The 24,824-nt window shown below is 50.9% G+C and carries 25 protein-coding genes; 23 read left to right on the forward strand and 2 right to left on the reverse strand.

Annotated features, from left to right (window positions below; translation table 11 throughout):
• Nucleotides 1-4 precede the first annotated feature (4 nt).
• The 7 genes from NE473_RS17625 (at nucleotide 5) to NE473_RS17655 (ending at nucleotide 7,218) form a co-directional block, all read left to right on the forward strand.
• A complete protein-coding gene (locus NE473_RS17625) occupies nucleotides 5-829 on the forward strand; it encodes a BtpA/SgcQ family protein (protein ID WP_022030408.1) in 825 nt (274 codons plus the stop codon).
• Nucleotides 826-1,227 carry a PTS galactosamine/N-acetylgalactosamine transporter subunit IIA gene (gene agaF / locus NE473_RS17630; RefSeq protein WP_006771142.1) on the forward strand — a complete coding sequence of 134 codons (402 nt, stop codon included), beginning with the start codon at nucleotides 826-828 and terminating at the stop codon, nucleotides 1,225-1,227. The genes NE473_RS17625 and agaF overlap by 4 nt, the downstream gene beginning before the upstream one ends.
• On the forward strand, nucleotides 1,224-2,615 hold the full coding sequence (hydA, locus tag NE473_RS17635) for a dihydropyrimidinase (RefSeq protein ID WP_055651566.1): 1,392 nt from the start codon (nucleotides 1,224-1,226) through the stop codon (nucleotides 2,613-2,615). Before agaF ends, hydA begins: the two co-directional genes overlap by 4 nt.
• 391 nt (nucleotides 2,616-3,006) lie before the next feature.
• A complete protein-coding gene (locus tag NE473_RS17640) occupies nucleotides 3,007-4,233 on the forward strand; it encodes an MFS transporter (protein ID WP_055651565.1) in 1,227 nt (408 codons plus the stop codon).
• 209 nt (nucleotides 4,234-4,442) lie between these two features.
• Nucleotides 4,443-4,892 carry a MarR family winged helix-turn-helix transcriptional regulator gene (locus NE473_RS17645; protein WP_242866222.1) on the forward strand — a complete coding sequence of 150 codons (450 nt, stop codon included), beginning with the start codon at nucleotides 4,443-4,445 and terminating at the stop codon, nucleotides 4,890-4,892.
• Between the two features lie 9 nt (nucleotides 4,893-4,901).
• Nucleotides 4,902-6,296 (forward strand): MATE family efflux transporter, encoded by a 1,395-nt coding sequence (locus NE473_RS17650; protein ID WP_055651563.1) that lies wholly within the window; start codon nucleotides 4,902-4,904, stop codon nucleotides 6,294-6,296.
• A 31-nt stretch (nucleotides 6,297-6,327) separates the two neighbouring features.
• Complete coding sequence (locus tag NE473_RS17655; protein WP_055651562.1) at nucleotides 6,328-7,218, forward strand: alpha/beta hydrolase fold domain-containing protein; 891 nt, start codon at nucleotides 6,328-6,330, stop codon at nucleotides 7,216-7,218.
• Nucleotides 7,219-7,338: 120 nt separating this feature from the next.
• Here NE473_RS17655 and NE473_RS17660 read toward each other — a convergent pair whose 3' ends face one another.
• Nucleotides 7,339-8,058 (reverse strand): adaptor protein MecA, encoded by a 720-nt coding sequence (locus tag NE473_RS17660; protein ID WP_006771132.1) that lies wholly within the window; start codon nucleotides 8,056-8,058, stop codon nucleotides 7,339-7,341.
• 204 nt (nucleotides 8,059-8,262) lie between these two features.
• On the opposite strand from NE473_RS17660, the gene NE473_RS17665 reads away from it, so the two are divergent.
• The 6 genes from NE473_RS17665 (at nucleotide 8,263) to NE473_RS17690 (ending at nucleotide 14,792) form a co-directional block, all read left to right on the forward strand.
• On the forward strand, nucleotides 8,263-9,741 hold the full coding sequence (locus NE473_RS17665; protein ID WP_055651561.1) for a serine/threonine protein kinase: 1,479 nt from the start codon (nucleotides 8,263-8,265) through the stop codon (nucleotides 9,739-9,741).
• Complete coding sequence (locus NE473_RS17670) at nucleotides 9,738-10,370, forward strand: hypothetical protein (protein WP_055651560.1); 633 nt, start codon at nucleotides 9,738-9,740, stop codon at nucleotides 10,368-10,370. Before NE473_RS17665 ends, NE473_RS17670 begins: the two co-directional genes overlap by 4 nt.
• A gap of 15 nt (nucleotides 10,371-10,385) precedes the next feature.
• The gene (locus NE473_RS17675; protein WP_022030416.1) at nucleotides 10,386-10,664 is read left to right on the forward strand and encodes a hypothetical protein; all 279 of its coding nucleotides are present in this window, start codon (nucleotides 10,386-10,388) and stop codon (nucleotides 10,662-10,664) included.
• 228 nt (nucleotides 10,665-10,892) lie between these two features.
• Nucleotides 10,893-12,554 carry a glycosyl hydrolase family 18 protein gene (locus NE473_RS17680; RefSeq protein ID WP_155521611.1) on the forward strand — a complete coding sequence of 554 codons (1,662 nt, stop codon included), beginning with the start codon at nucleotides 10,893-10,895 and terminating at the stop codon, nucleotides 12,552-12,554.
• A gap of 32 nt (nucleotides 12,555-12,586) precedes the next feature.
• Nucleotides 12,587-14,032: a metallophosphoesterase gene (locus NE473_RS17685; RefSeq protein WP_055651558.1), complete on the forward strand. Its 1,446-nt coding sequence runs from the start codon at nucleotides 12,587-12,589 to the stop codon at nucleotides 14,030-14,032.
• 64 nt (nucleotides 14,033-14,096) lie between these two features.
• Complete coding sequence (locus NE473_RS17690) at nucleotides 14,097-14,792, forward strand: N-acetylmuramoyl-L-alanine amidase (RefSeq protein ID WP_022030419.1); 696 nt, start codon at nucleotides 14,097-14,099, stop codon at nucleotides 14,790-14,792.
• A gap of 112 nt (nucleotides 14,793-14,904) precedes the next feature.
• Here NE473_RS17690 and asnA read toward each other — a convergent pair whose 3' ends face one another.
• The gene (asnA, locus tag NE473_RS17695; RefSeq protein WP_006771124.1) at nucleotides 14,905-15,912 is read right to left on the reverse strand and encodes an aspartate--ammonia ligase; all 1,008 of its coding nucleotides are present in this window, start codon (nucleotides 15,910-15,912) and stop codon (nucleotides 14,905-14,907) included.
• A gap of 167 nt (nucleotides 15,913-16,079) precedes the next feature.
• Here asnA and NE473_RS17700 point away from each other — a divergent pair, with 167 nt between their 5' ends.
• The 10 genes from NE473_RS17700 to NE473_RS17745 are packed head-to-tail and all read left to right on the forward strand — an operon-like array spanning nucleotide 16,080 to nucleotide 24,817.
• Complete coding sequence (locus NE473_RS17700; protein ID WP_055652290.1) at nucleotides 16,080-17,183, forward strand: L-threonylcarbamoyladenylate synthase; 1,104 nt, start codon at nucleotides 16,080-16,082, stop codon at nucleotides 17,181-17,183.
• Nucleotides 17,184-17,200: 17 nt separating this feature from the next.
• Nucleotides 17,201-17,695 (forward strand): deoxycytidylate deaminase, encoded by a 495-nt coding sequence (locus NE473_RS17705; RefSeq protein ID WP_039890513.1) that lies wholly within the window; start codon nucleotides 17,201-17,203, stop codon nucleotides 17,693-17,695.
• Nucleotides 17,696-17,702: 7 nt separating this feature from the next.
• Nucleotides 17,703-19,442: a B12-binding domain-containing radical SAM protein gene (locus NE473_RS17710; protein WP_055652289.1), complete on the forward strand. Its 1,740-nt coding sequence runs from the start codon at nucleotides 17,703-17,705 to the stop codon at nucleotides 19,440-19,442.
• 18 nt (nucleotides 19,443-19,460) lie between these two features.
• Entirely contained in the window at nucleotides 19,461-20,114 is a 654-nt protein-coding gene (gene nth / locus NE473_RS17715; protein ID WP_055652288.1) for an endonuclease III, read from the forward strand.
• 9 nt (nucleotides 20,115-20,123) lie between these two features.
• Nucleotides 20,124-20,831, forward strand: a complete 708-nt coding sequence (locus NE473_RS17720) for a 3'-5' exonuclease (RefSeq protein WP_055652287.1) — start codon at nucleotides 20,124-20,126, stop codon at nucleotides 20,829-20,831.
• 14 nt (nucleotides 20,832-20,845) lie between these two features.
• Nucleotides 20,846-20,956, forward strand: coding sequence for a hypothetical protein (locus NE473_RS17725; RefSeq protein ID WP_039890511.1), 111 nt, complete (start codon nucleotides 20,846-20,848; stop codon nucleotides 20,954-20,956).
• Between the two features lie 44 nt (nucleotides 20,957-21,000).
• Complete coding sequence (locus NE473_RS17730) at nucleotides 21,001-22,551, forward strand: VanW family protein (protein WP_055652293.1); 1,551 nt, start codon at nucleotides 21,001-21,003, stop codon at nucleotides 22,549-22,551.
• 12 nt (nucleotides 22,552-22,563) lie between these two features.
• On the forward strand, nucleotides 22,564-23,127 hold the full coding sequence (locus tag NE473_RS17735) for an AIR synthase-related protein (RefSeq protein ID WP_055652286.1): 564 nt from the start codon (nucleotides 22,564-22,566) through the stop codon (nucleotides 23,125-23,127).
• A 41-nt stretch (nucleotides 23,128-23,168) separates the two neighbouring features.
• Nucleotides 23,169-23,651: an Lrp/AsnC family transcriptional regulator gene (locus tag NE473_RS17740; protein ID WP_006771113.1), complete on the forward strand. Its 483-nt coding sequence runs from the start codon at nucleotides 23,169-23,171 to the stop codon at nucleotides 23,649-23,651.
• Nucleotides 23,648-24,817: an aminotransferase class I/II-fold pyridoxal phosphate-dependent enzyme gene (locus tag NE473_RS17745; protein WP_039890478.1), complete on the forward strand. Its 1,170-nt coding sequence runs from the start codon at nucleotides 23,648-23,650 to the stop codon at nucleotides 24,815-24,817. Before NE473_RS17740 ends, NE473_RS17745 begins: the two co-directional genes overlap by 4 nt.
• The last annotated feature ends 7 nt before the right edge of the window (nucleotides 24,818-24,824 follow it).

Consider the following 24,824-nt stretch of genomic DNA (forward strand, 5'->3'; position numbering starts at 1 on the left):
AGGTATGATGCGGGGAAAACAATTTCCGGTAGCACTGGCCATGATACAGCCGGAACCGTTTCCGGGCAGCTTTCGCCACGAAGGAAAGTCATTTGAAGAGATTATAGATATTTCGCTGAACGAGATTGAGATGATTGAGGCCAACGGTTTTGACGGCTATATCATTCAGAACAGGAACGATGCCCCTGTCAGACAGCATGCGCTTCCGGAGACTACGGCCTATATGACCGCCCTGGCAAGAGAGTGCCGGAGGCGCTTCCCGGATATGATACAGGGAATCCTGGTTGACTGGGATGGCGTGGCCTCTCTTGCCGTGGCAGACGCGGCCGGCTCCGATTTTATACGGGTGGAACACACCTATACCGGTGTGGAAGTCGGTTATGCGGGGATGATGGAGGCACAGTGCGTGGATATCTGCCAGTTTAAGAAGAGAATTGGGTCTGATATTCCGGTATATGCGGATGTTCAGGAGGTTCATTACGAACAGCTGGCAGGAAAGAGCATCGTTGACAATGCATGGGATACGGTAATGAATGCATTTGCGGACGGACTTTTTTTAGGTGGAAAAAGCTGTGAGGAGAGTATTGAGATCATAAAATGTGTGAGAAAACGCCTGGGCGAAAGAATTCCGATTTTCCTAAGCTCCGGTGCAACCGGAGATAACATCAGCAAAATCCTGCAGTATTACGACGGAGTCAGTGTGGGAACCTGGGTGAAAAACGGGAACATGAGAAATCCCATTGATCCGGTACGCGCCAGACAGTTTATGGAGGGTGTAAAGTCGGCAAGGAAGCTGCGCGGGGACAGCGGAGATGAGGGGATGCTATGATAGGAATCATTGTTGCGGGACATGGAAATTTTGCATCGGGGATTACCACCATGCTGGAACTTGTAGTCGGGAAGCCGGAACATTATGAGTTTATTGATTTTTTGCAGGGAGAATCTCAGGAAGCTCTGGAGGAGGATTACAGGGATAAACTGGATAAGCTGAAAGACTGCGAAAAAATTGTAATTATGACGGATATTACCGGAGGTTCCCCATTTAAGTCCGCTGTTACTTATGCGGTTTCCGATGACAGGCTGAATGTGATTTCAGGGACAAACGTTCCAATGCTGGTGGAACTGATATTCGGACGAATGAATTCCGATGACAGTGAGGCCCTGATTCAGTCGGCCATGGAAGCCGGAAAAGCACAAATCATACGATTTCATAAGGATATGCTATGAAACTGATAAAAAATGGTATAATTCTGACTGCAGAAACTGAATTTGAAGGAGATATCCTGGTTGATGGAGAAGTGATACGGGCAGTTGGCAGGGGCCTCGATGGTTTGGCGGATGACGTCATCGATGCGTCCGGCAAATACATATTCCCGGGAGGGGTGGATGAGCATACCCATTTCGGCTCCTTCGGAGGACGGCTGTTTGAAACCACAGAGGCTGCGGCAGTGGGAGGTACAACGACAGTTGTCGATTTTGCGCCTCAGGACAAAGGCGATTCTTTAGGAACTGCAATAGAGAAGCATGCGGCAAGGGCTGCCGGAGTTTCCTGCGTGGACTTTGGCTTTCATTCCATGGTCATGGATATGCAGGCGGATACGGCAGATCAGCTGAAGGAACTTCCGGAACACGGAGTCTCCTGTGTAAAAATGTTTATGGCTTATAAAGGAACGCCTTTCTATATGGAGGACGCTTCCATCCTGAAAGTAATGAATGAGAGCAGGCGTCATGGCATTACCATGATGGTTCACGCAGAAAATCCGGATATGATATCGTTTTACACAGAGCGATTAAAGGCGGAGGGGCGTTTGGAACCAATCAGCCACGCCTTTTCCAGACCACCGGTTACGGAAGAAGAAGCTGTGCGTCATGCAATTGTAATGGCTCGTGTGGCGGAGGCACCTCTTTTTATCGTTCACGTATCGACGAGAGGAGCGATGGAGGCCATCCGGGATGCATATGCCGGAGGCCAGTCTGTATATGGGGAAACATGCACCCATTATCTTGTGCTGGACACCTCGTTTCTGGCTTTGCCGGATTTTGAAGGCGCAAAATACGTCTGTGCCCCGCCTCTCAGAACCAGGGAGCATCAGCAGGCATTGTGGGAAGGGATCGACAAGGGCTGGCTCAACGCGGTCAGTTCGGATCACTGTGCCCTGGCAGGCGGTTTTGAAACGAAAAAAGAGGGATTGGGGGATTTCACAAAAATACCAAATGGAATTCCCGGCGTTCAAAACCGTATTTCCGTACTTTGGAGTCAGGGGGTGGCGAAAGGGCGCATCTCAAAACAGCGCTTTGTAGATCTGATTGCCACTGCCCCGGCCAAAAACTCGGGACTTGCAAAGAAAGGGCAGATTGCACCTGGTTTTGATGCGGATTTCGTGATTTTCGATCCCGGTTACCGGGGGATTATGACACAGAAGGATAATCTGGAAGGGATTGGATACGGGGCATTTGAAGGCTTTGAAATGATCGGACGTCCGGAACAGGTTTTTTTAAGGGGGATGCTGATTGCAGAGAATGGCCGTTTTACAGGAAGAAAAGGCTGCGGACGCCGGATTTTTGCAAAGCCGTACGCTGCGGCGTATGACCATTACCGGTCAGAAGCGTTATAATCAATTGCTTCCGGCTGCATTGACATCAAAGAGGAAATGTGATAGATTAAACTCTGACAGGAGTGATTATTTTGGAACGAATTATCATAGATGAATTAAAGAGGCGAATGAACTCTGTACAGATGGTACCGGTGAAACATTGTACGGAGCTTAAACTGGAAGCGTGAACGCTTTTTTCTTTCGCCGGAAAACAGAGAGTACAGCGGCATACAGCAGTATGCCTGGTTTTTGTACCTGTTTTCCGTAAGAGAAGGGATCGCTGCATATCCGGGGCTGTGGACAGTGTTTTGTCCGCAGCCTTTTTTTGATATCATGCGAGAAACGTGCTTTTTGTGATATCGAAAAGCCCTGCGGATTCGTTCTTGATTACTCATGGAAAGGATTAAATAAAATGAATCAATTAAACTGGAAACATTCCATTGCCCGTTTTTTAACCGCACAGACGATCTCCCTGTTTGGCTCCTCGCTTGTACAGTATGCGATCGTCTGGTATATTACACTCACAACCTCATCCGGAAAGATGCTTACAATTTCCACTATGTGCGGCTTCCTGCCGCAGATAGTAATCTCTCTGTTTGCTGGTGTCTGGATCGACCGGTATGACAGAAAAAAGATGATCATGTTTTCGGATTCAGCCATTGCCCTGTCCACGCTTCTTCTGGCTGCCGCATTTCTCAGCGGACATAAGAGCGTCTGGTTTTTGTTCGCTGCGCTGGTGGTGCGTTCAGCGGGAACCGGCATCCAGACTCCGGCAGTGAATGCAATGATTCCCCAGATCGTTCCGAAACCATATTTAATGAAGGTAAACGGCTTAAACAGCACGCTGTCTTCGATGATGATGTTTTTATCACCGGCGGCCAGCGGCGCGGTTTTGTCTGTGGCTCCTTTAGAGGCGGCGTTGTTTATCGATGTGCTGACAGCCGTGATCGGTGTAGGCATTACTGCCACCATCCATGCTGAGCCATACGAAAAACGCTGCCTTCCCGGTACTGCCGGTCTGGAAGAAATAAGAGACGGGTTCCGTTATCTGAAAGACAATCAATTGATAAAGAGACTTCTCCTTTTCCAGATCACCATACTTTTTCTCGTCAGTCCATCGGCTTTCCTGACGCCGCTCATGGTGAGCAGGACGTTTGGCAGTGAGGTATGGCGTTTGACGGCCAGTGAGATGACCTACAGCCTCGGGATGGTTCTGGGCGGGATCCTGATCGCCTCCTGGGGCGGATTTAAAAAGAGAATGAATACGACGCTGGCGGCGGGGGCTGTCTACGGGCTGATCATGATTGGCCTGGGAAATGCCGGCGTTTTCCTTCTCTATCTTCTGTTTAATACAGCCATCGGCATTACCTCGCCGTGTTACAATGCCCCTGTTACCGTAACAATTCAGGAAAAAGTATCTCCCGGCATGCAGGGAAGAATCTTTAGTTTCATGCAGATCGCCACGTCCTGCGCACTGCCGTTGGGAATGCTTGTGTTTGGGCCGCTGGCAGATCTTGTGCCGGTCCAGTATCTTTTAAACAGCGCAGGACTGATGATCCTGATTATATGCTGCATCGTATGGAAAGCAAACGGCTTTTCCGTCGAATCAGCCACAGAAAATATAGAACAACCTTTATGACAACCGATGCAGCAGTTCATGCCTCTGTCCGGTGCCCCGCAGTCCGCTCCGGGCGGGGGCTGAACTGTAATGCCGGTTGGAAAATCGGACCGTATGAAAAATAATAGTTGCATACGCAACTAATTTATGTTACCATATACAGCAGCGCTGAAAGCGAAATGACTCCGTCCGGCGGGAAGAAAAGCTGGCGGAATATGGAGGTGGGGGACGTGAAGGAACACCGGGAAATCGGGAAGTATATCTCGATGATCCAGAGGTTGAGCAACATTTATTTTGCAAATGAATTATCCTCTTATCAAATAGGCTGTGGACAACAGTTTTTTTTATTGCAGATTTTTAAAAATCCGGGGATCAGCCTGCAGGAGCTGGCTTCCAATGGAAGCTACGACAAGGCGACTGCGACCAGGGCTGTGAAGAAGCTGGAGGAAGAGGCGTACGTTCGGACGGAAACCGACGGAGAGGACAAGCGTGTCCGCCATATCTACGCGACGGAAAAGGCGATTAGGGTGGTGGATATAACCAGAAACAGTGTGGATACCCTGACAGAGGTTCTGCTGGAAGGATTTACGGAGGAGGAACGCGACTCTGCTGAAGCTTTTTTGATCCGCATGGCGGATAATTCATACAGACATATCATCGCGAACAAAGGAAAGGAATGATGTAATTTTATGGAACAGATTAAAGTAGAAAAAAAGGGCAATCCGCTGGGATACCGTCCGATTGGAGCGCTTCTTGGACAGTTTGCGCTGCCGGCCATCATATCGATGCTGGTAAATGCCATTTATAATATTGTTGACCAGATCTTTATCGGACAGGGAATCGGCTATCTCGGCAACGCGGCGACCACCATCGCATTCCCGATCGTAACGATCATTCTGGCCATGTCCACCCTGCTGGGCGCCGGAGGCAGCGCTTACGCGGCGATCAAGCTGGGAGAGAAGAAGGAAGAGGACGCCGAGAAGACACTGGGAACCGTATTTATCCTGACCCTGATCTCCAGTGCGGTTGTGATGGTGCTCGGATTCCTGTTCATGACGCCAATGCTGAAGATCTTTGGCGCCACAGTCAATACGATAGATTATGCAAGACAGTATACCTCGATTATCCTGATCGGTACCCCGTTTAACATGCTTTCCGTCGTCTTAAGCAATATGTCCAGAACCGATGGAAGCCCCGCTCTTTCCATGTATGCTCTTCTGGTAGGCGCCATTTTAAACACGATTCTGGATCCGATCTACATCTTTGTTTTTCACTGGGGCGTCAGCGGCGCGGCAATCGCGACAATCACATCACAGATCATTTCCGCTGTGGTTCTGGTGGTCTATTTCCTGAAAAAGGGTAAAAATATGCGTCTGCGCAGGAAAACCTTCCGTCTCGACAGTGAGATCTGTGCCAGAGCGCTGCCGTTGGGAATTTCCAGCGGTATTACGCAGGTGGCATCCACGATTTTACAGGTTGTGATGAATAATTCCCTGGTGTATTATGGAAATCAGACAACGGTAGGCGGTGACGCGGCTTTAAGTGCCATGGGGATTGTGAATAAGATCAGCATGATCCTGATCTCCATCTGTATCGGCATCGGTATCGGCTCCCAGCCGATTCTTGGCTTCAATAAGGGGGCCAATCAGCCGAAACGTGTAAGAAAAACGTACTTGCTGGCAATTTCGGCAGCTACCGGGGTATCGATACTCGGATGGCTGGCCTGTCAGATTTTCCCGGGACCGATTTTAAGTTTGTTTGGAACACAGGATGCAGAATTTACACAGTTTGCAGTCAAATGTTTAAAGATTTACATGCTCGGCATTTTTACGGCAGGATTCCAGGTGGTATCAACCAGTTACTTCCAGTCCACCGGACAGCCGCTCAAAGCGTCGGTGCTGTCCATGCTTCGTCAGCTGCTTCTGTTAATTCCGCTGATTCTGATACTGCCGCTGACCTTCAGCCTGGACGGAATCCTTTACGCGGGGCCGATTGCGGACGTGGCATCGGCGGTTATTGTAAGCCTGTTTGTTGTCTATGAGCTTAGAAAGCTGAATAAGGTGTGCAGCGCGTCAGAGGCGTGACGGACGCGCGTTTACGAAGGAGACGAAGAACATGAGTTTTAAGGCATCGATGGCGGGATTTCTGGCCCGGCTTTGTAAGGCGGACAGGAAGATGGCGGAAAATCTTCAGAACCCACCCAGAAACACGGGGGCTCTGGACATGGAACGCTTTACGAAGAAGGTGCGGGTGAAAAACTGGGATATCAGGGGATTTAAGGGAGTCACCGTGAACGGGAGCTACCCCGGAAGGGGGCATATCCTGATGCTTCCGGGCGGCGCGTATTCCCTGGAACCGGGGAAGCACCACCGGAGAATCGCAGAGCGCTTTGCGATTCTCGACCACATGAAGGTGTCGGTATTTCAGTATCCGCTCAGTCCGGAATATACGGCGGTGGATGTCCGCATCATTCTAATGGAGGCCTATGAGAGGCTGGTGAGAGAGTATCCGGAAGATATGTTTTTCCTGTTTGGGGACTCCTCCGGAGGTGGGCTGGCCCTTGCATTTTTGCAGGAACTGCGCGACAGGGGAGGCTGTCCCATGCCGGCCAGGACGGCGATGGTGTCTCCCTGGCTGGATATCAGCCTGACAAATCCGAAGATCAAGATTGCCAGAAAGACGGAACATATTCTTCCGGCAGAAGCGCTGATTGAGACTGGAAAACGTTACTGCGGCGGTCTAGACAAAGAGGATCCGTTCGTTTCTCCGATCTGCGGAACCATGGACGGGCTGGGACCGGTGCTGATGTTTTCCGGTGAAGAGGAGATTTTGACGCCGGACTGTGAACTTCTTGCTGAGAAGATGGAGAAGGTGACCGGCACGGAGCTGGTCTTCCGGAAAGCGGCAGGCATGTGTCACGACTGGATTCAGATTCCGTGCAGGGAGACTGATGTGACGCTGGATTTAATAGCCGGGTTCTTCCAGGAAGCGCTGGAGGCGGGATAACGGAATGAAATCCCGCTGCTGCAGAAAGAATCTGCCGATTTATAAAAAACAACCCGGAGACGCGATGCGCCTCCGGGTTATTCTTTGTGTGATGAAGTACTATGAATCAAAGGGGACGGGTCAGAGCTTTGCCAGAGACTGAAGGGCATGGCCTTCAATCAGCACCTCGTAATGTTCCCTGTAGTACGCTTCTGAAGCGTAATCCTGCCGGATCTTGGTGCCGTATTCCGCAAGGATGTTACAGACACGGCTGAAGTCGAGTGAACTCTCCAATGTATTCTTTATGACCAGGTAATACTGTCTCGCTTCCGGCTTTTTATATAATGTATTCTCTCCATCGTAGACCTGTAAAGCGGCGCGGGCTGCCTCCGATATCTGGTCGAGACTCTGGAAACAGTAAATTCTCATGGTGCTGGCAGCTGCCTCCTCCTTTGGAGCGGGAGCTTCTTCCTTATCTTTCTTATCTGCGCCTAAAAGTCCCAGGAGACCATCGGCGCCTTCTAAGAGTTCGCTTGCCAGATCGTTTAACATGGTGTCCTGATCATCGTCAGACATAGGGGAAAACTTGGCAAAACGGGTGTCCAGCTCTTCCGGGTCTTCGATCTTGGTGATGACGAGCATGACGCTTTCGTTGGACAGAGGAATCGCTTCCACCATGAGAGGAATGTCTTCGGCTTCAAATCCCACTTCGTTAGATGCTTTCTGAATCATCTCGCGGAACAGACTGCGGGCTTTTTCACTGCCATAAGCCAGTTCGCCCAAATTCAAGTTTCGGACACTTAAATCGAAACTGGTCAGTGTACAGCGAATCTGATTTTCATTAATACGTTCTATCTTCATAGGATCACTTCCTGTTCTTTTAAAATGTTGAATGATTGTTTACATACTTCCTCAACATAACTATACTATATAATATAACCAAAAGGCAATTACTATGTGAAAAAATTTATATAAATTTAAGGGATTTATGAAAAAAGGTTGAAAAAATGGGCATGATAGATTAGAATAGGCTCTAAGAGGCGATATTGGACAGGCAAAAAGGAGGTGGGTAAATTAAACACCGTTTTGTTTGGAAAATATCAGCTATGCCGTATCCTTGGGACCGGCCGTCTCGGAACCGTTTTTCTGGCGGTTCATCTTGGACTTTCCGAGTACCGCGCGATCAAGCGCGTGCCGAAGAGTTTTCTGGAATATGATCAGTTCAGGCGCGAAGCATTAATTCTGAAGGAGCTGCGCCATCCGGGAATTCCCATTGTATACGATGTAGAAGAAGACGAGAATTACAGTTATTTAATCGAAGAGTATCTGGAAGGAGAATCTCTCTATGACCTGGTTAAAAGCCAGGGATATCTGCCGCAGAGGCTGGTCATCCGTTATGGTATCCAGCTTACTGACATCATGAACTACCTGCATCTCGCAGGAACAACCCCCCTGTTATATCTGGATTTACAGCCGAGGAATCTACTGGTGTGTCATGGAACTGTGAAGCTGATCGACTTTGACCATGCCGCCTTTTCGGATGAGGCAAACGCGGCCGCAGACCGGTATGGAACCGTCGGCTGCGCCGCACCGGAGCAGTACGAAAAAAACGGAAAACTGGATGAACGGACAGACTTATATGCCATTGGTGTGATCCTCCACTATCTGTATACCGGTGTATTTCCGGCGGTGCCCTATGAACCGGTGCCATCGATGACGCCGGAGCTTGCCGCCATCATCCGGACCTGCCTGGAGCAAAAAAAGGAAAGGCGCTTTTCCTCGGCATCTGAACTGAACGAACGGTTAAAGCAGCTGGAGCAAAGGGGAGCCGCTGCAACTGCCTGTCTGCAATCACCTCTTACTATCGCGCTTGCGGGAAGCAAATCGGGGGCCGGAACGACTCATATAGCCGTCGGCCTGTCAGTCTGTCTTAGAAATCTTGGTTATCCCAATCTGTATGAAGAAAAAAACGGATCCGGTATGGGAGCGGGGCTCGGTGCCTTTACCGGTGCTTTGAGGGACCGCTGCGGTCTGATGCAGTACCATGGCTTTGTATGGAAGCCGGCTTACGGACCGGGTGTTAAGCTTCCCATGCCCTCCTGTGGCCTTGTGATTGCCGACTATGGGCATGAGGTGGAGGCGGCTCTGGCCGCGGAACCGGATGCACTGATCCTGGTCTGCGACGGCCGGGAGTGGAGCCGGGGAGCGGCGGAATCCGCGCTGAAATGCGTGGCGGAGCGCCATACCCCTTACGCAGCAGTTTATAACCATCTGGCGGAATCTGCAAGAGTAAAGCCTCCGGAGGGGATTGAGCAGAGCCGGTGCTTTCGGGCGCCATATTTTGCAGATCCACTGAAAGAAAGTGAGGGCACCAGGGAATTTTTCTGCCAGGTGCTGGATTCGCTGAAATCTGCCTCAGAGGCGGGTATGGATGCGTCCGGAAGATGGAGCTGCATGCGGATTTCCCGATGGAAGCACCCGGCCAGGGTACTGCGGGAGGCAGCCGGAAGAGCCAGACGAAAAAAACGGAGGGGCGTGTCATGAAAATGAAGCTCAAAAACCGTGTCAGCCGGACAATGGCGCCCAAAAGGGGCGCGGTATTTGCAGAACAGCGTCTGATTGGATTAATCGGGGCAGGACCGGCTGTGGGGGTGACCCATACAGCGGTCATGATGGCCGGATACTTAACCGGAATCTGCCGCAGGCGCTGTGCGGTGCTGGAGTGGAACGGCAGCGGAACGTTTGACCGGCTGGAGGAGAGCTGTCTTGGAAAAAGGAACGGAGGCCGGAGCAGAAGCTTTCCTGTCCTGGACGTGGATTACTACAGAAATGCGGGGACAGAGACTCTGGTGTTGTGCAAAAAGCTCCGTTATCAGGATGTAATTGTGGATTACGGGACAGTTTTAGAGGGGAATCAGGAGGAATTTTTCAGATGTGACAGGCAATTTCTTCTCGCGGGCTTAAGTGAGTGGCAGACAGGGGCGTTTCTGGATACCGCCGGATCATGGAAGAGAGCCGGTACAGGCTGGGAGACTCTCGCCGTGTTTGGAAGCGAGGAGACCAGAAAGAATATGGAAAAGGAGCTCGGACTTTCAATCCGGCGGATTCCGGTTTCAGTAGACGCCTTTGCTGTCACGGAAGCTGTCATGGAATTTTATCAGCAGATATTATAGCGGCAGGAGGGCTATGTGTCACGAACAGAAGCCTTGTGGAAACCTGGCCTGCCGCTTCTGCGCATGGAGGACAGTATGGATGAGAATGGAAAAGACAGTTACATAGCGGGAATGAAACGATACCGCGAAAGGGGAATTCCCATCGTGATCGACGGCGAGAAGTGCACGGAGCCGGACTGGAATCGTATCTTTGAGGCGAGGGAGGACAATTCGTTTTATATGGCCGATTTTGTCTCTGATGAGAAGACCGGGAAGCTGACGGAGATCCGGTTTGACCGGGTCTACCACAGATGAAATCATACGGGGCGCGCAGATACCATCTTCAGCCATCAGCCAGGGAAACGGCGCGTCAGGGCGGGACAGGGGAAACTGTGACGGTACGGCAGCAGCTGGAAGCGAAGGCTGAACTGTTGCGGGAATTTTTGCAATGTAATGAAAATGTAAGCAAATTCCCGTTGAAGTGTGGTATAGTATAATCCAAAGGGGTTTTTATGACTTACATCCATTACAGGAGGAATGCAAATGAAAAGGAGAGTGGTGCCATTTCTGGTGGCACTGGGACTGATTGTACTCGTAATTGCGGGTTTTTTTGGTATCAGGCTGGTGGAACGATATACGCCTTCCAAGGAGCAGGCGGACATCGGCAGACTGCTGGGGGTAAGCGGTGACAATGTGGCGGTGTATTTAAATAATGAGCTGCAGGAAACGAAAGGGATTTATATTGAGGAACAGACTTATCTCCCGATCGAATGGGTCAATGAAAATCTGAATGAAAGATTTTACTGGGATAATAATGAGAAACTGCTGGTCTACGCGCTTCCGGAGTCGATTGTCTATGCGGATCATTCCACGAAGGGAAGTTCAGGGAAGCCCTTGATCTGGGTCAATGACGAAGGGGTGTATCTGTCACTGGGGCTCATTGCCAACTACACGGATATCCGGCTTGAGGTCTTTGACCTGGCGGAGCATAAGCGTGTCTTCGTGAACAATGACTGGTCAGAAGAGACGAAGGCTGTGGCGGACAGCAAGGGAAATGTCAGGGAAAAGGGCGGAATCAAGAGTCCGATCATCACCAGGGTTGAAAAGGGGTCGGAGGTGACTGTGCTGGAGACCATGGAGAAGTGGGATAAGGTGCGGACCGTGGATGGTTATATCGGATACGTGGAGCATAAGCGGTTGGGCGGGAGCCGGAGTGAGACTCCGGTGAGCAGCTTTGTGGCTCCTGTCTATAAAAACATCTCTCTGGATGAGCCGGTATGCCTGGCCTGGCATCAGGTTACGAAGCCGGAAGGTAACGCCTCCTTTGATAATCTGATCGCCAATACAAAGGGACTGAATGTTATATCTCCGACCTGGTATGAGCTGACTGATAATGAGGGCGGATTCAATTCCTACGCGGATGCGGCGTATGTGCAGAAAGCCCATGACATGGGACTCCAGGTGTGGGCTCTGATTAATAATTTCAGCAATGATGTGCAGACCGAGGTACTGCTGTCGAAGACCTCCACCCGCCAGAAGCTGATCGGGAAGCTGATGGCCGAAGTGGAACAGTACGGTTTAGACGGACTGAACCTGGATTTCGAGGGAATTAAGAAAGAAGCCGGCGTCCATTACATTCAGTTTATCAGAGAACTGTCAGTTTCCTGCCGGAAAGAGGGCATTGTGCTGTCTGTGGACAATTACGTCCCGTATGCAGGGAATGAGTTCTATAACCGGAAGGAGCAGGGAATTGTGGCCGATTACGTCATCGTTATGGGGTACGATGAGCATTACGCCGGCGGCGAGCCGGGATCGGTCGCTTCGATCGGCTATGTAAATGATGGAATTTCCAATACGTTAAAACAGGTGCCGAAGGAAAAACTGATCAATGCCATTCCTCTGTATACGAGAGTCTGGACCGAGGAGGCGGCTGGCAAGACGTCATCGGTAGCTCTCGGCATTGCCAGGGCAAAGGAATGGGCGGTGGAGAATAACGTGGAGCTGTTCTGGCAGGAGGAACTGGGACAGTATTATGGGGAACTGAAGACTGAGGAGGGGACGAAAAAAGTCTGGATGGAGGAAGAACGTTCCATAGGGCTTAAGATGGATCTGATCAGGAAGTATGATCTGGCTGGAGTGGCCTGCTGGAAGCTTGGCTTCGAGCCCGCCGAACTGTGGGATGAGATACGCATGGATCAGGAGTAGAACATCGCAAAGAGACAGGAAGGTTCAGAGTTATGAAAAAGAGAACAGCATTGTATGCGGCGCTGATCTGCACAATGATGACCGGGTGTTCCTTAAAAAGCCCGGTTTCGGAGACAGTGACGGAACCGGAGAGCACTACGGAGACGGAACGTGCGGAGATTCCCCAGACACCGGCCGAGACAACGGTGCCTTCGACCATTGAGGAATTTCCCCACGAGGCGGAGGAACCCACGGTAAAACCGCCGGAACAGAAATTTGAGGAGGGCTGCAGGATTCTTCTGGCTTCGGATATCCATTACCTCTCCCGCGGGCTGACGGATTTTGGAGACGGGTTCAAGTATAAGGTGGAACACGGTGACGGGAAAGTGGTCAATTACATCTGGGAGATCACGGATGCATTTATTGAAGCTGTGAAGAAGGAGGACCCGGATCTCGTGATTCTGTCAGGGGATCTGACTCTTAATGGAGAGAGGGACAGCCACCTCGATTTCGCAAAAAAGCTGAAGGAGATCGAGGACGCCGGAATCCCTGTCATCGTCATTCCGGGAAATCACGATATTAATAATACGGCGGCGGCCCAGTTTACAGGCGCACAGGCCCTGGGAACGGCACATATCGGCCCGGACGACTTCGCGGAGATTTACCGGGATTTCGGTTACGATGAAGCGGTGAGCCGGGATACCGCATCGCTCAGCTACGTATACCAGATTGATGACTATAACCGGGCGCTGATGCTGGATACGTGTCAGTACGAACCTTATAATCAGGTAGGAGGCATGATCCAGGAAGAGACGTACGACTGGATTGAAAACCAGATGGAGGACGCCTGGGACTTAGGGATGAATGTGATACCGGTGGGGCACCACAATCTGCTGGATGAGAGCGAGGTCTATGTAGAGGACTGTACCATCGAACACAGCGAGCAGCTGATCGATCAGCTGGACAGCTGGGATGTACCGTTATTCTTAAGCGGACATCTCCATGTACAGCATTTTATGCGGGAAGATGAGGACTACGGGATCTATGAGATCGTCACCAGCTCTCTGGCGACTCCGCCCTGCCAGTATGGAATGCTGGATTACGGGGACGACGGAAGCTTTCAGTATCACACAGTGCCTCTTGATATGGAAGCCTGGGCGAAGGAGCAGGGGAGCACGGATAAGAATCTGCTGAATTTCAAATCGTACTCCACAGATTTTTTGAACCGGGTATTTTATAATCAGGCGCAGGATGAATTTGAACGTATGAATCAATTCGACAGTCTCACGAAGCGTCAGAAAGACCAGATGGCAAAGGTGTACGCAGAGATTAATGCAGCCTGCTATGCGGGAAAGGCCGTGGAGATAAAGGATAAGGCGACGGAAAAGGATGGATACAAGCTGTGGGGGGAGAATGGATACCCCAGTATCTTAAGCCAGTACCTGGAATCGATTGTCAGGGACGCCACGAAAGACTATAATTCGCTGAAAGTGGAGTAAAGTTAGTTCTTTTTTATTTTGCCGGCAGATATAATTCAATAAGAATACGAATCAGGCAGGCAAAGTGAAACTATCAAAATTGGAACCGTATCTGGCGGTACTGCTGCTGGTTATGGTCTATATCGTATCCCGCCAGGCAGGCCGGATGGCGGCGGGAGTCAACGTAGTCTCCGGGAAAGATCGGCCGGTCGTGGTGATCGATGCGGGCCATGGAGGCAATGACCCCGGGAAGATCGGAGTGGATGGAAGTCTTGAGAAGGACATTAATCTAAAGATCGCGAAGAAGGTGAAGGCGTATCTGGAAGCCTCCGATGTCCAGGTGGTCTTAACACGTGAAGACGACCAGGGTCTCTATACGGAAAAGGACAGCAAGAAAAAGATGGCGGACATGAACCGGCGCTGTCAGATTATCAATGAGACGAGTCCGGCGCTGACGGTGAGCATCCATCAGAACAGCTACCACGAGGAGGGAATCTCAGGCGGCCAGGTGTTTTACTACAAGGGATCGGAAAAAGGAAAAAAGCTGGCGGAGACGCTGCAGAAGCGGTTTGACTTCGTCCTGGGCGACAAGAATACGAGAGTAGCCAAGGCCAACGACAACTATTTCCTCCTGCTCCATGTGAAGACGCCGATTGTCATTGTGGAATGCGGTTTCTTATCGAACTGGAATGAATCGGCCATGCTGAATTCCGAGGAGTACCAGGACCGGCTGGCCTGGACGATACATATGGGGATTATGGAATATTTGAACGGGAGATAACATATTGACAAAGAAATGGGGCGCTGTTTTGTGAAAACAGCGCCCTGTGTCTGTAATTCCGACAGATTCCGGAGGTATTATCCGGTCGTAATGGCGGATAACGGGGTTCCTGCTACAGCAGGAATATGTTATGCCTCCGGCATTCTTCGATCATGTCGTTCGGCCAGATGCTCGCCTGTACCTCGCCTACATGGGCGCGGTTTAAGAGGAGCATACATAGGCGGGACTGACCGATACCGCCGCCGATGGTGTAAGGCAGCTGGCCTTCTAACAGCATGCGGTGGTAGGGCAGAGAGCGGCGGTCTTCACAGCCTGCTTTCTTAAGCTGTTCCTCCAGGGACTTCTCATCCACACGGATTCCCATGCTGGAGATCTCCAGGGCACAGTTTAAGTTCTCAAACCAGAAGAGAATATCACCGTTTAACTGCCAGTCATCGTAGTCGGGAGCTCTGCCGTCGTGAGGCTCGCCGCTGGCCAGCTTATCGCCGATCTGCATTAAGAAAACGCAGCCGTATTCTTTTGTAATCAGGTTTTCCCTTTCCTTTGGCGTCTTGCCCGGGTAACGGTCTTCCAGCTCCTGGGAGGTAATAAAGGTGATCTCCTTTGGAAGGTGGTTGACTGCGTTCGGGTACTTATACCAGACCTCGTGCTGCATGTGCTTGATAATCTTAAAGATGGTTCGGACTGTCTCTTTCAATGTTTCGATGGTACGATCCTCTTTTGTAATGACCTTTTCCCAATCCCACTGGTCTACATAGCAGGAGTGGAGATTATCCAGCTCCTCATCGCGCCGGATCGCGTTCATGTTTGTATAGAGCCCCTCGCCAGGCTGAAAGCCGTATTCGTGCAGGGCCATTCGTTTCCATTTAGCGAGAGAGTGGACGACCTCCACCGTTTCGCCGGGAATTCCTGCTATATCAAACTGGACGGGGCGTTCTACGCCGTTTAAATTGTCGTTCAAACCGCTGCTCTTCTCCACGAAGAGGGGGGCGGAGATTCTCTCTAAGTTCATTTCCTTTCCAAATTCCTTCTGAAAGGTGTCGCGTATGTATTTGATGGCCTCCTGCGTCTCACGGACGGTAAGGTGGGGGTCATAGTTTTCTGGTATCATGAGTGCCATTTCATTGTCCTCCCGGTATAATATCCCTTTTATGGTATCATTATTACAGAAATTCCGCAAGTATTACAGGGGAGGGAAGCTTAAAAAGTTGCATGGTTCCGGGCGTTGTGCTATGATAAGCAGTAAGTATGAAGAGGAAAAGTCATAAGAGAAGAGAGCAGAGAAAGATGGTAACAGAACGAATTATAATAGAAGATACAAGTCAGATTGATTTGAAAAAACTTGAAAAGGCGGCAGCAATTCTGCGGGAGGGCGGTCTGGTGGCATTTCCGACGGAGACTGTATATGGTCTCGGTGCCAATGCCCTCGATGAGGAAGCGGCAAAAAAGATTTATGCGGCCAAAGGAAGGCCTTCAGACAATCCGCTGATTGCACACATCGCGGATTTTTCTGATTTGAAGCCTCTGGTAGCGGAGATACCGGAGACGGCAAAGAAACTGATGGAAGCGTTCTGGCCGGGACCGCTGACCATGATATTTCCAAAGAGTGACGCTGTCCCATACGGCACGACAGGAGGACTGGATACGGTGGCGGTCCGCATGCCCAGCGACCCTGTGGCCATGACGCTCATCCGGCTGTCCGGCGTGCCGGTAGCGGCACCCAGTGCCAATACATCGGGGCGGCCCAGTCCTACGACGGCGGATCACGTATGGCAGGATATGAATGGGAAGATCGATATGATTGTGGACGGAGGTCCGGTTGGGATCGGTGTGGAATCCACCATTATCGATGTGTCCGGCCAGGTGCCGGTTATTCTGCGCCCGGGTGCCGTCACACAGGAGATGGCCGGTGCGGTGCTCGGGATGGGGATCGGGCTGGATCCGGCGATTACAGGCGATGGCCCGATGAAGGCCGATGTGAAGCCGAAGGCGCCGGGGATGAAGTATAAGCATTACGCGCCAAAGGCGGATCTGACACTGGTTGAAGGGGAGCCGGCCGAGGTGGCCCGGACCATCAATCATCTGGCAAAGGAGAAGCTGCAGGCGGGGTACCGTGTGGGGATTATCTGTACGGACGAGACACAGGAGCTGTATCCGGAAGGCATGGTGAGAAGTCTGGGGCTGCGCGCCAGAGAGGAGACCATTGCACATAATTTGTATGCCGTTTTAAGGGAATTTGATGATCTGGAGGCAGATTACATCTATTCCGAAAGTTTTTCGGCCGACCACCTTGGGCAGGCGATTATGAACCGTCTGAAGAAGGCGGCAGGATACCATATGATTCACGGGGGATGCGCAGAGGAAGGCGCAGAAGCCGGTCGTTTACAGTAAAGGAGGAGACAATGCTGATGACTGAGAAGAGAGAAGATTATATTACATGGGATGAATATTTTATGGGAGTTGCCATGTTATCGGGAAAACGTTCCAAAGACCCCAGTACGCAGGTGGGAGCGTGCATCGTAAGCCAGGACAATAAGATTCTGTCCATGGGATATAATGGATTTCCAAAGGGATGTTCCGATGATGAATTTCCCTGGGGCAAGGAGCATGAAAAGGATGATCCCTATAATGCCAAATACTTTTACTCCACCCACAGTGAGTTAAACGCCATTTTAAATTACAGGGGCGGCAGTCTGGAGGGCTCGAAGCTGTATGTTACGCTGTTTCCGTGCAACGAATGCGCCAAGGCTATCATCCAGTCAGGAATCAAGACCATTGTCTACGGCAGTGACAAGTACGACGGAACGCCGGCTGTCAATGCCTCCAAGCGTATGCTGAATGCGGCGGGAGTGCGGTATTACCAGTATCAGCCCACAGGCCGGAAGATAGAAATCGAGGTTTAAGTTCAATATGAAGTGTTTGCTTGCGGCGCTGAATGCCAAATATATACATTCCAACCCCGGGATATACAGTCTGAAGGCCTACGCCATGGGACGGCTGGAACAGGATTCTGCCTGCCTTAAGCGGGAAATCTCGGTGGAACTGGGAGAGTATACGATCAATAACCAGATGGGAGATATCTTAAAGGACATCTATTTAAGAAAGCCGGATATCATCGGCTTCTCCTGTTACATCTGGAATATAACCTGGGTTATGGAACTTGTGCGGGACCTGCCGTCCGTTCTCCCGGAAGCGGAGATCTGGCTGGGAGGTCCCGAGGTTTCTTATGACGCGGCCGATATCCTGGAGCGGGAGCCGAATGTCACGGGCATTATGATGGGAGAAGGGGAGGAAACCTTTCTGGAAGTGCTGAAGCATTACGCGGAGGGCAGGAGGGACTTCTTTACGATCGATGGTGTGGCCTGCCGGAATGAGAAGCGGGAGGTAGTCAGCCGGCCTCTTAAGAAGGCTGCGGATATGAGCGCCATTCCGTTTCCGTATGAAGATTTGCATGATTTTGAGCATAAGATTGTCTATTATGAGAGCAGCAGGGGCTGCCCGTTTTCCTGCAGCTACTGTTTATCCTCTCTGGATAAGTCGGTCAGGTTCCGGAATCTGGAGCTGGTGAAACGGGAACTGGATTTCTTTCTGGAACACAGGGTGCCCCAGGTGAAGTTTGTGGACAGAACCTTTAACTGCAGCAAGAAGCATACCATGGAGGTCTGGCGTCATATCACGGAGCATGACAATGGGGTGACCAACTTCCATTTCGAGATATCTGCCGATTTGCTCGATGAGGAGGAACTGGAACTGATGGCACAGATGCGTCCCGGATTAATTCAGCTGGAAATCGGCGTACAGAGCACGAATCCGGATACCATCCGGGAGATCCGGCGGAAGACGGATTTGAACCGCTTAAAATCGGTGGTGGAGCGAATCCACGGGTTTGGCAATATCCACTGTCATCTCGATCTGATTGCAGGCCTGCCTTACGAGGGATATGAAAGCTTCCGAAACTCTTTTAATGAGGTATATGGCATGAAGCCTGATCAGCTGCAGCTTGGATTTTTAAAGGTGCTGAAGGGCTCTTATATGGCTGAAAATGCGGAAGCTTACGGTCTCGTCTACAGTGCAAAACCGCCCTACGAGGTTCTGGGCACGAAATGGCTCGACTACGAAAGTCTGCTGAAATTAAAGGGCGTGGAAGAGATGGTGGAAGTCTATGAAAACAGCGGTCAGTTTACCGTTACCATGAAAGAACTGGTGAAGGAATTTGACACGCCGTTTGACTTATTCTCTGAACTGGCGGAATATTACGAGGCACACACGCTGACTGGAGTCAGTCACAGCCGCATGGCAAGGTATGAGATATTAGACGGGTTTGTGGCGGAACACATACCAGATAAGATGGAACTGTACAGAAGGCTCATGGTATATGACCTGTATCTCAGAGAAAATCTAAAGAGCCGGCCGGATTTTGCCGAAGACCAGACCCCATTTAAAGAGAGGATACGGGAATTCTTTGCAAAAGAGGCGGTGAATCATCGATATTTACGTGAAGGATACGAGGACTTTGAGGCGAGGCAGCTGATTAAAATGGCTCATCTTGAAGTGTTTGGAGGAAAGACGGCAGTGCTGTTTGACTACAGACAGCGGGATCCGCTGAGTTATAACGCGGCGGCTTTTGTGATTGATGAGTTCTTTCATTGAGAGGAAAATAAACAGGATATGGCAAAGAGAGAGACGAAAGCGGAGTTTAAAGCGCGTGTGGATCATGTGCTGGCAGCTCTTGATCAGGAATATGGAACGGAGTACGTCTGCTACTTAAACCACGAGACCCCATGGCAGCTGCTGATTGCAGTGATCATGAGTGCGCAGTGTACGGATGCCAGGGTGAATATCGTGACGGCAGACCTATTCAAAAAGTATGACTCCATCGAAAAGTTTGCAAATGCCGATTTAAAGGAGCTGGAAAAGGATATCCACTCCATCGGGTTTTACCACATGAAGGCGAAGAATATTATCTCCTGCTGTCAGGGGCTGCTGGAACGGTTTGGCGGCCAGGTTCCGCGGACCATCGAGGAACTGACCAGTCTGGCCGGCGTCGGGAGAAAGACGGCCAATGTCATCCGGGGAAATATCTACCATGAGCCAAGTATCGTGGTGGATACCCATGTAAAGCGGATCTCCAGAAAGCTGGGATTTGCGAAGGCGGAGGATCCGGAGAAGATTGAGATGGAGCTTATGAAGGTGCTTCCCAAAGAACACTGGATCCTCTGGAATATCCAGATTATCACGCTGGGGCGGAGCATCTGCTTTGCGCGAAGCCCGAAGTGTAACGAATGCTTCCTTCGGGAGTACTGCCCGAGTGCGGAGCAGTAGGGGGATCAGATGGTAAATTCCTATGTTGCGGTGGACTTGGAGACGACAGGGCTGGATCCCAAACGGGACAAAATTATTGAAATAGGAGCTGTGCGGATTGAAGATGGCGAAATCACGGCTGAATTTGAGTCGTTTGTAAATCCGTACCGCATGCTGGAGGCGAAGACGAGAACACTCACCGGAATCCGTGACCGGGATGTCGTTCATGCGCCGGGGATTGAGGAAGTGCTTCCCGTTTTTTTAAACTTTGCGGGGGAACTGCCGCTTCTGGGGCACAGGATTATCTTTGACTACAGCTTTTTAAAGCGGGCGGCGGTCAATCTGGGGGAATCGTTTTCAAGAGCGGGAATCGATACGCTGACACTTGCCCGGCTGTTTATGCCGGCGGAAGAGAGGAAGAATTTAAAGGCGGCCTGCGGCTGGTTTGGGATCGATCAGAGAGAAACACACCGCGCCATGGCCGACGCGGTTGCGGCGCACCAGCTTTATCAGGCGATGAAAAAGAGATATGGAAAGGAACACCCGGATGCATTTTCCGAAAAAAATCTTATTTATAAGGTAAAAAAGGAGCAGCCGGCCTCAAAAAGGCAAAAAGAACACTTGCAGGATTTAATAAAATATCATAAAATAAGCTTAACTGTGCAAATTGACCACTTAACCCGCAATGAAATCTCCAGAATTACGGATAAAATCATAGCACAGTATGGAAGAATATGAGAGAGGTGAATATCATGATTAACTTTAACGATAAAAAAAACAGGAAGGTCGTTTCCATAGTTCTTATCGCAGTGGTAATTCTGCTGATCGTAGCTATGGTACTGCCGATGATGATGATCCGCTAGAAGAGGAAGGCGGCAGGCAGCAACTTGAAAATTGAGGAATGATTATGAAAAACGAAAACTTGGCAGCAGGCCTTGCTGCTGTGGTGCTGGCGGTGGGGCTGACACTGGCCGTTCCGGCACCGGCGCGGGCCGATACCCTTCCGGACGGACTCTATGTAGGAGAATACAGTCTGGGAGGAATGACAGAAGAAGAAGCCGGCGAAAAGATTCAAAGTCTGGTAGGCGAGATGGAGAATCAAAAGATTACGCTGGTCGTGGATGGAGAGTCCGTGGAAACTACGGCGAAGGAACTGGGCTTTCACTGGTCCAATACCGACGCGGTAAACCAGGCGGCAGCTTCCGTAACGGGAGGGAATTTAATCCATCGATATTTAAACTTGAAAGACATCGAACATAACCATGTCGTCATACCATTGGAGACAGCTTTCGATGATGGTAAGGTGGCGGCATTCGTAGAGGAGAAATGTGCTTCTGTCGTAGCAGAGCCAAAGGATGCGTCGATCACGAGAGAGAATGGTGCGTTTGTCATCACTCCCGCCGTGGTTGGAAAGAGTGTTGATGTGGGAGCCACGAAAGCGGCTCTTGATGAGGCGATTTCAGGCGGACTTAAGGAACCGGTGACCGTGACTGCTGCAGTGGCTGATGCTCAGCCTGCCATTACAACGGAGGCGCTGTCAACCATTCAGGATGTGCTGGGAACCTTTTCCACGGATTTCTCCAGCAGCGGTAACTCCCGGGCCACCAATTTACGGGTGGGCGCGGGTAAGATCAACGGCCATGTGCTGATGCCGGGAGAGACGCTCTCCGGTTACGAATGCATGCATCCGTTTACAACAGCCAACGGTTACGCCACTGCCGCCGCCTATGAGAATGGCCAGGTGGTGGACAGTGTGGGAGGCGGCGTATGCCAGATATCCACGACGCTTTACAACGCGTCTCTCCGCGCAGAACTGGAGATTACGCAGAGACAGAACCACTCGATGATCGTTACGTACGTGAAACCCTCGGAAGACGCGGCGATCGCCGGTACTTATAAGGATTTAAAGATTACGAACAATTACAGCACTCCCATCTATGTGGAAGGCTATACGTCAGGCAAAACACTGACCTTTACCATTTACGGGAAAGAGACGAGACCTGCCAACCGGACATTTAAGTTTGTGTCGGAAACGCTGGCGACGATGGATCCGGGACCGCCGAAGGAAGAGGTGGACCCATCCATGGAGCCGGGTACCAGAAAGCAGGTTCAGTCAGCTCACAGGGGATATAAGTCCAGACTGTGGAAGTACGTCTATATCGACGGAGTGGAGCAGAGCAAAGAGATTCTGCATACAGACACATACAACGCCTCCAAGGCGATTGTGAAGGTCGGACCGGCCGCTCCTGCAGTAACCGTACCGCTTCCGGAGGAGACGACTGCTTCTGTGGAGACTCAGCCGGCCGAGCCGTCGCCGGTGGAAGGGGAGAACGGAGGACCGGGTGTGACTTTGCCGGAGGCAGCGGCACCGGAACCTGCTCCGGCTCCGGAGCCCGAAGCACCTGCCGTGTCTCCTGTACCGGCGCCTGAAGCAGCCGATGCGGCACCTGCCGTGTAATGGGAGTCAGGCATGAGGAAGATTGAAAGAGAGAATACCGGCCGTATGGAGCCGGGACAGAATCTGGTTGTGGCAGGATATGCGGGATACGCCGGCACGGTGGAGATTGTGAGGCAGAAGCGCGGAGAACTGCTTACATGGTTTACGGAAAGCTATTTAGACCGGATTATGGAAAATGAAGATGGAACACTGAGTGGGAATCTGGAACGGTGGAAGGCATTTGGAGCCACGGAGTGTGAACCGGCAGGGGAGGGCGGAATACTTTCCGCCCTCTGGAATTTATCCGGGGCATACATGACGGGCATCGAATTTTCGCTGCGCCAGATTCCTGTCAAACAGGAGACAATCGAAGTGTGTGAGCGGTATAATTTGAACCCATACCGGCTTTATTCAGACGGCTGTCTGCTCTTTGTCACAGACAATGGCGGTGAGATGGTACTGTCCCTGGAACGGGAGGGAATCCATGCCGCGGTGATTGGACGGGTGACGGAAGGAATTGGAAGAATCATCAGACACGGGGAAAGCACCGGCTATTTAGACCGGCCCGCGGAGGATGAGATTCATAAAGTATTATAAGCAGTCATGATAATCAATCATTTTAATCAGGAGGTAAGGTTATGAGAGAAAAGATATTGGCGGTTATTGAAAAAAACAGCAGAATCGACTTAAAAGATCTGGCGGTTCTTCTGGGGGAAAGTGAGGCTGCGGTCGCCAATGAGATCGCCGAGATGGAAAAAGAGCATATCATCTGCGGATACCATACCCTGATTAACTGGGATAATACCAGTGATGAAAAAGTGGTTGCCTTAATCGAAGTGAAGGTAACGCCTCAGAGAGGCATGGGATTCGATAAGATCGCGGAGCGCATCTACCAGTACAGTGAGGTGGAGGCGGTCTATCTGATGTCAGGCGCGTATGACTTTACCGTATTTATTGAGGGAAGAACCATGAGACAGGTGGCACAGTTCGTCTCGGAGAAGCTCTCCCCGATGGAATCGGTATTAAGCACAGCAACTCACTTTGTACTTAAAAAGTACAAGGACCATGGCACCGTACTCGCTGAAGAGACGCAGGATGAAAGGATGTTGATTACCCCGTGAGAAATCCATTATCAGAAAGAATCGTAGAGATTCCGCCATCAGGAATCCGTAAATTTTTTGACATTGTAAGCGAAATGAAGGACGCGATCTCCCTGGGCGTTGGTGAGCCGGATTTTGAGACCCCATGGCATATCCGGGAAGAAGGAATATATTCACTGGAAAAGGGACGGACGTTCTACACGTCCAACGCCGGGCTGAGAGAATTAAAGGTTGAGATTTCCAACTATTTAAAACGGCGTTTTCATGTTACATACGATCCGGATCATGAAGTGATGGTGACGGTAGGCGGAAGTGAGGCCATTGACGTGGCCCTGCGAGCCATGCTGGATCCTGGCGACGAAGTGCTGATTCCCCAGCCGTGTTTCGTCTCCTATGTACCGTGCACCATTCTGGCCAATGGTGTCCCTGTTCCGATTCCGCTGGAGGAAAAAGACAACTTTAAGCTGACAAAGGAAAAACTGCTTCAGTATATCACACCGAAGTCGAAAATCCTTGTTCTGCCGTTCCCGAACAATCCGACGGGGGCGGTCATGACCGCGGAAGAGCTGGCGGTTATCGCGGAAATCGTGGTCGAAAAGGATCTGTTTGTCCTGACAGATGAGATCTACGGGGAACTGACGTACGGGATGGAGCATACCACCATCGCTTCCTTCCCTGGCCTGAAGGAGCGTACTGTGCTGATTAACGGTTTCTCCAAGGCGTATGCCATGACCGGCTGGCGTCTCGGCTATCTGGCCGCTCCGGCAGTGATTCTGGAGCAGATGCTGAAGATTCACCAGTTTGCCATCATGTGTGCGCCCACCACCAGTCAGTACGCTGCGGTTGCGGCACTTCGGGACGGAGATAAGGACGTGCAGATGATGAGAGAGTCATACGACCAGAGACGCCGTTTCCTTATGAATGCATTTCAGGAGATGGGACTGGAGTGTTTTGAACCCAACGGTGCATTTTACGCATTCCCCAGCATCAAACGCTTCGGTATGACCTCCGATGAGTTCGCCACAAGGCTTCTTCAGGAGGAGAAGGTGGCTGTCGTTCCGGGAACGGCTTTCGGCGACTGCGGAGAGGGATATCTGCGTGTCTCCTACGCATATTCCCTAAAGAGCTTAAAAGAGGCGCTGGGACGTATGGAACGCTTTGTTAAGAGATTGGATGGAAAGGCATAGAACACGA

The sequence above is a fragment of the Hungatella sp. SL.1.14 genome, from assembly GCF_024460495.1.
Classification (GTDB): Bacteria; Bacillota; Clostridia; order Lachnospirales; family Lachnospiraceae; genus Hungatella; species Hungatella hathewayi.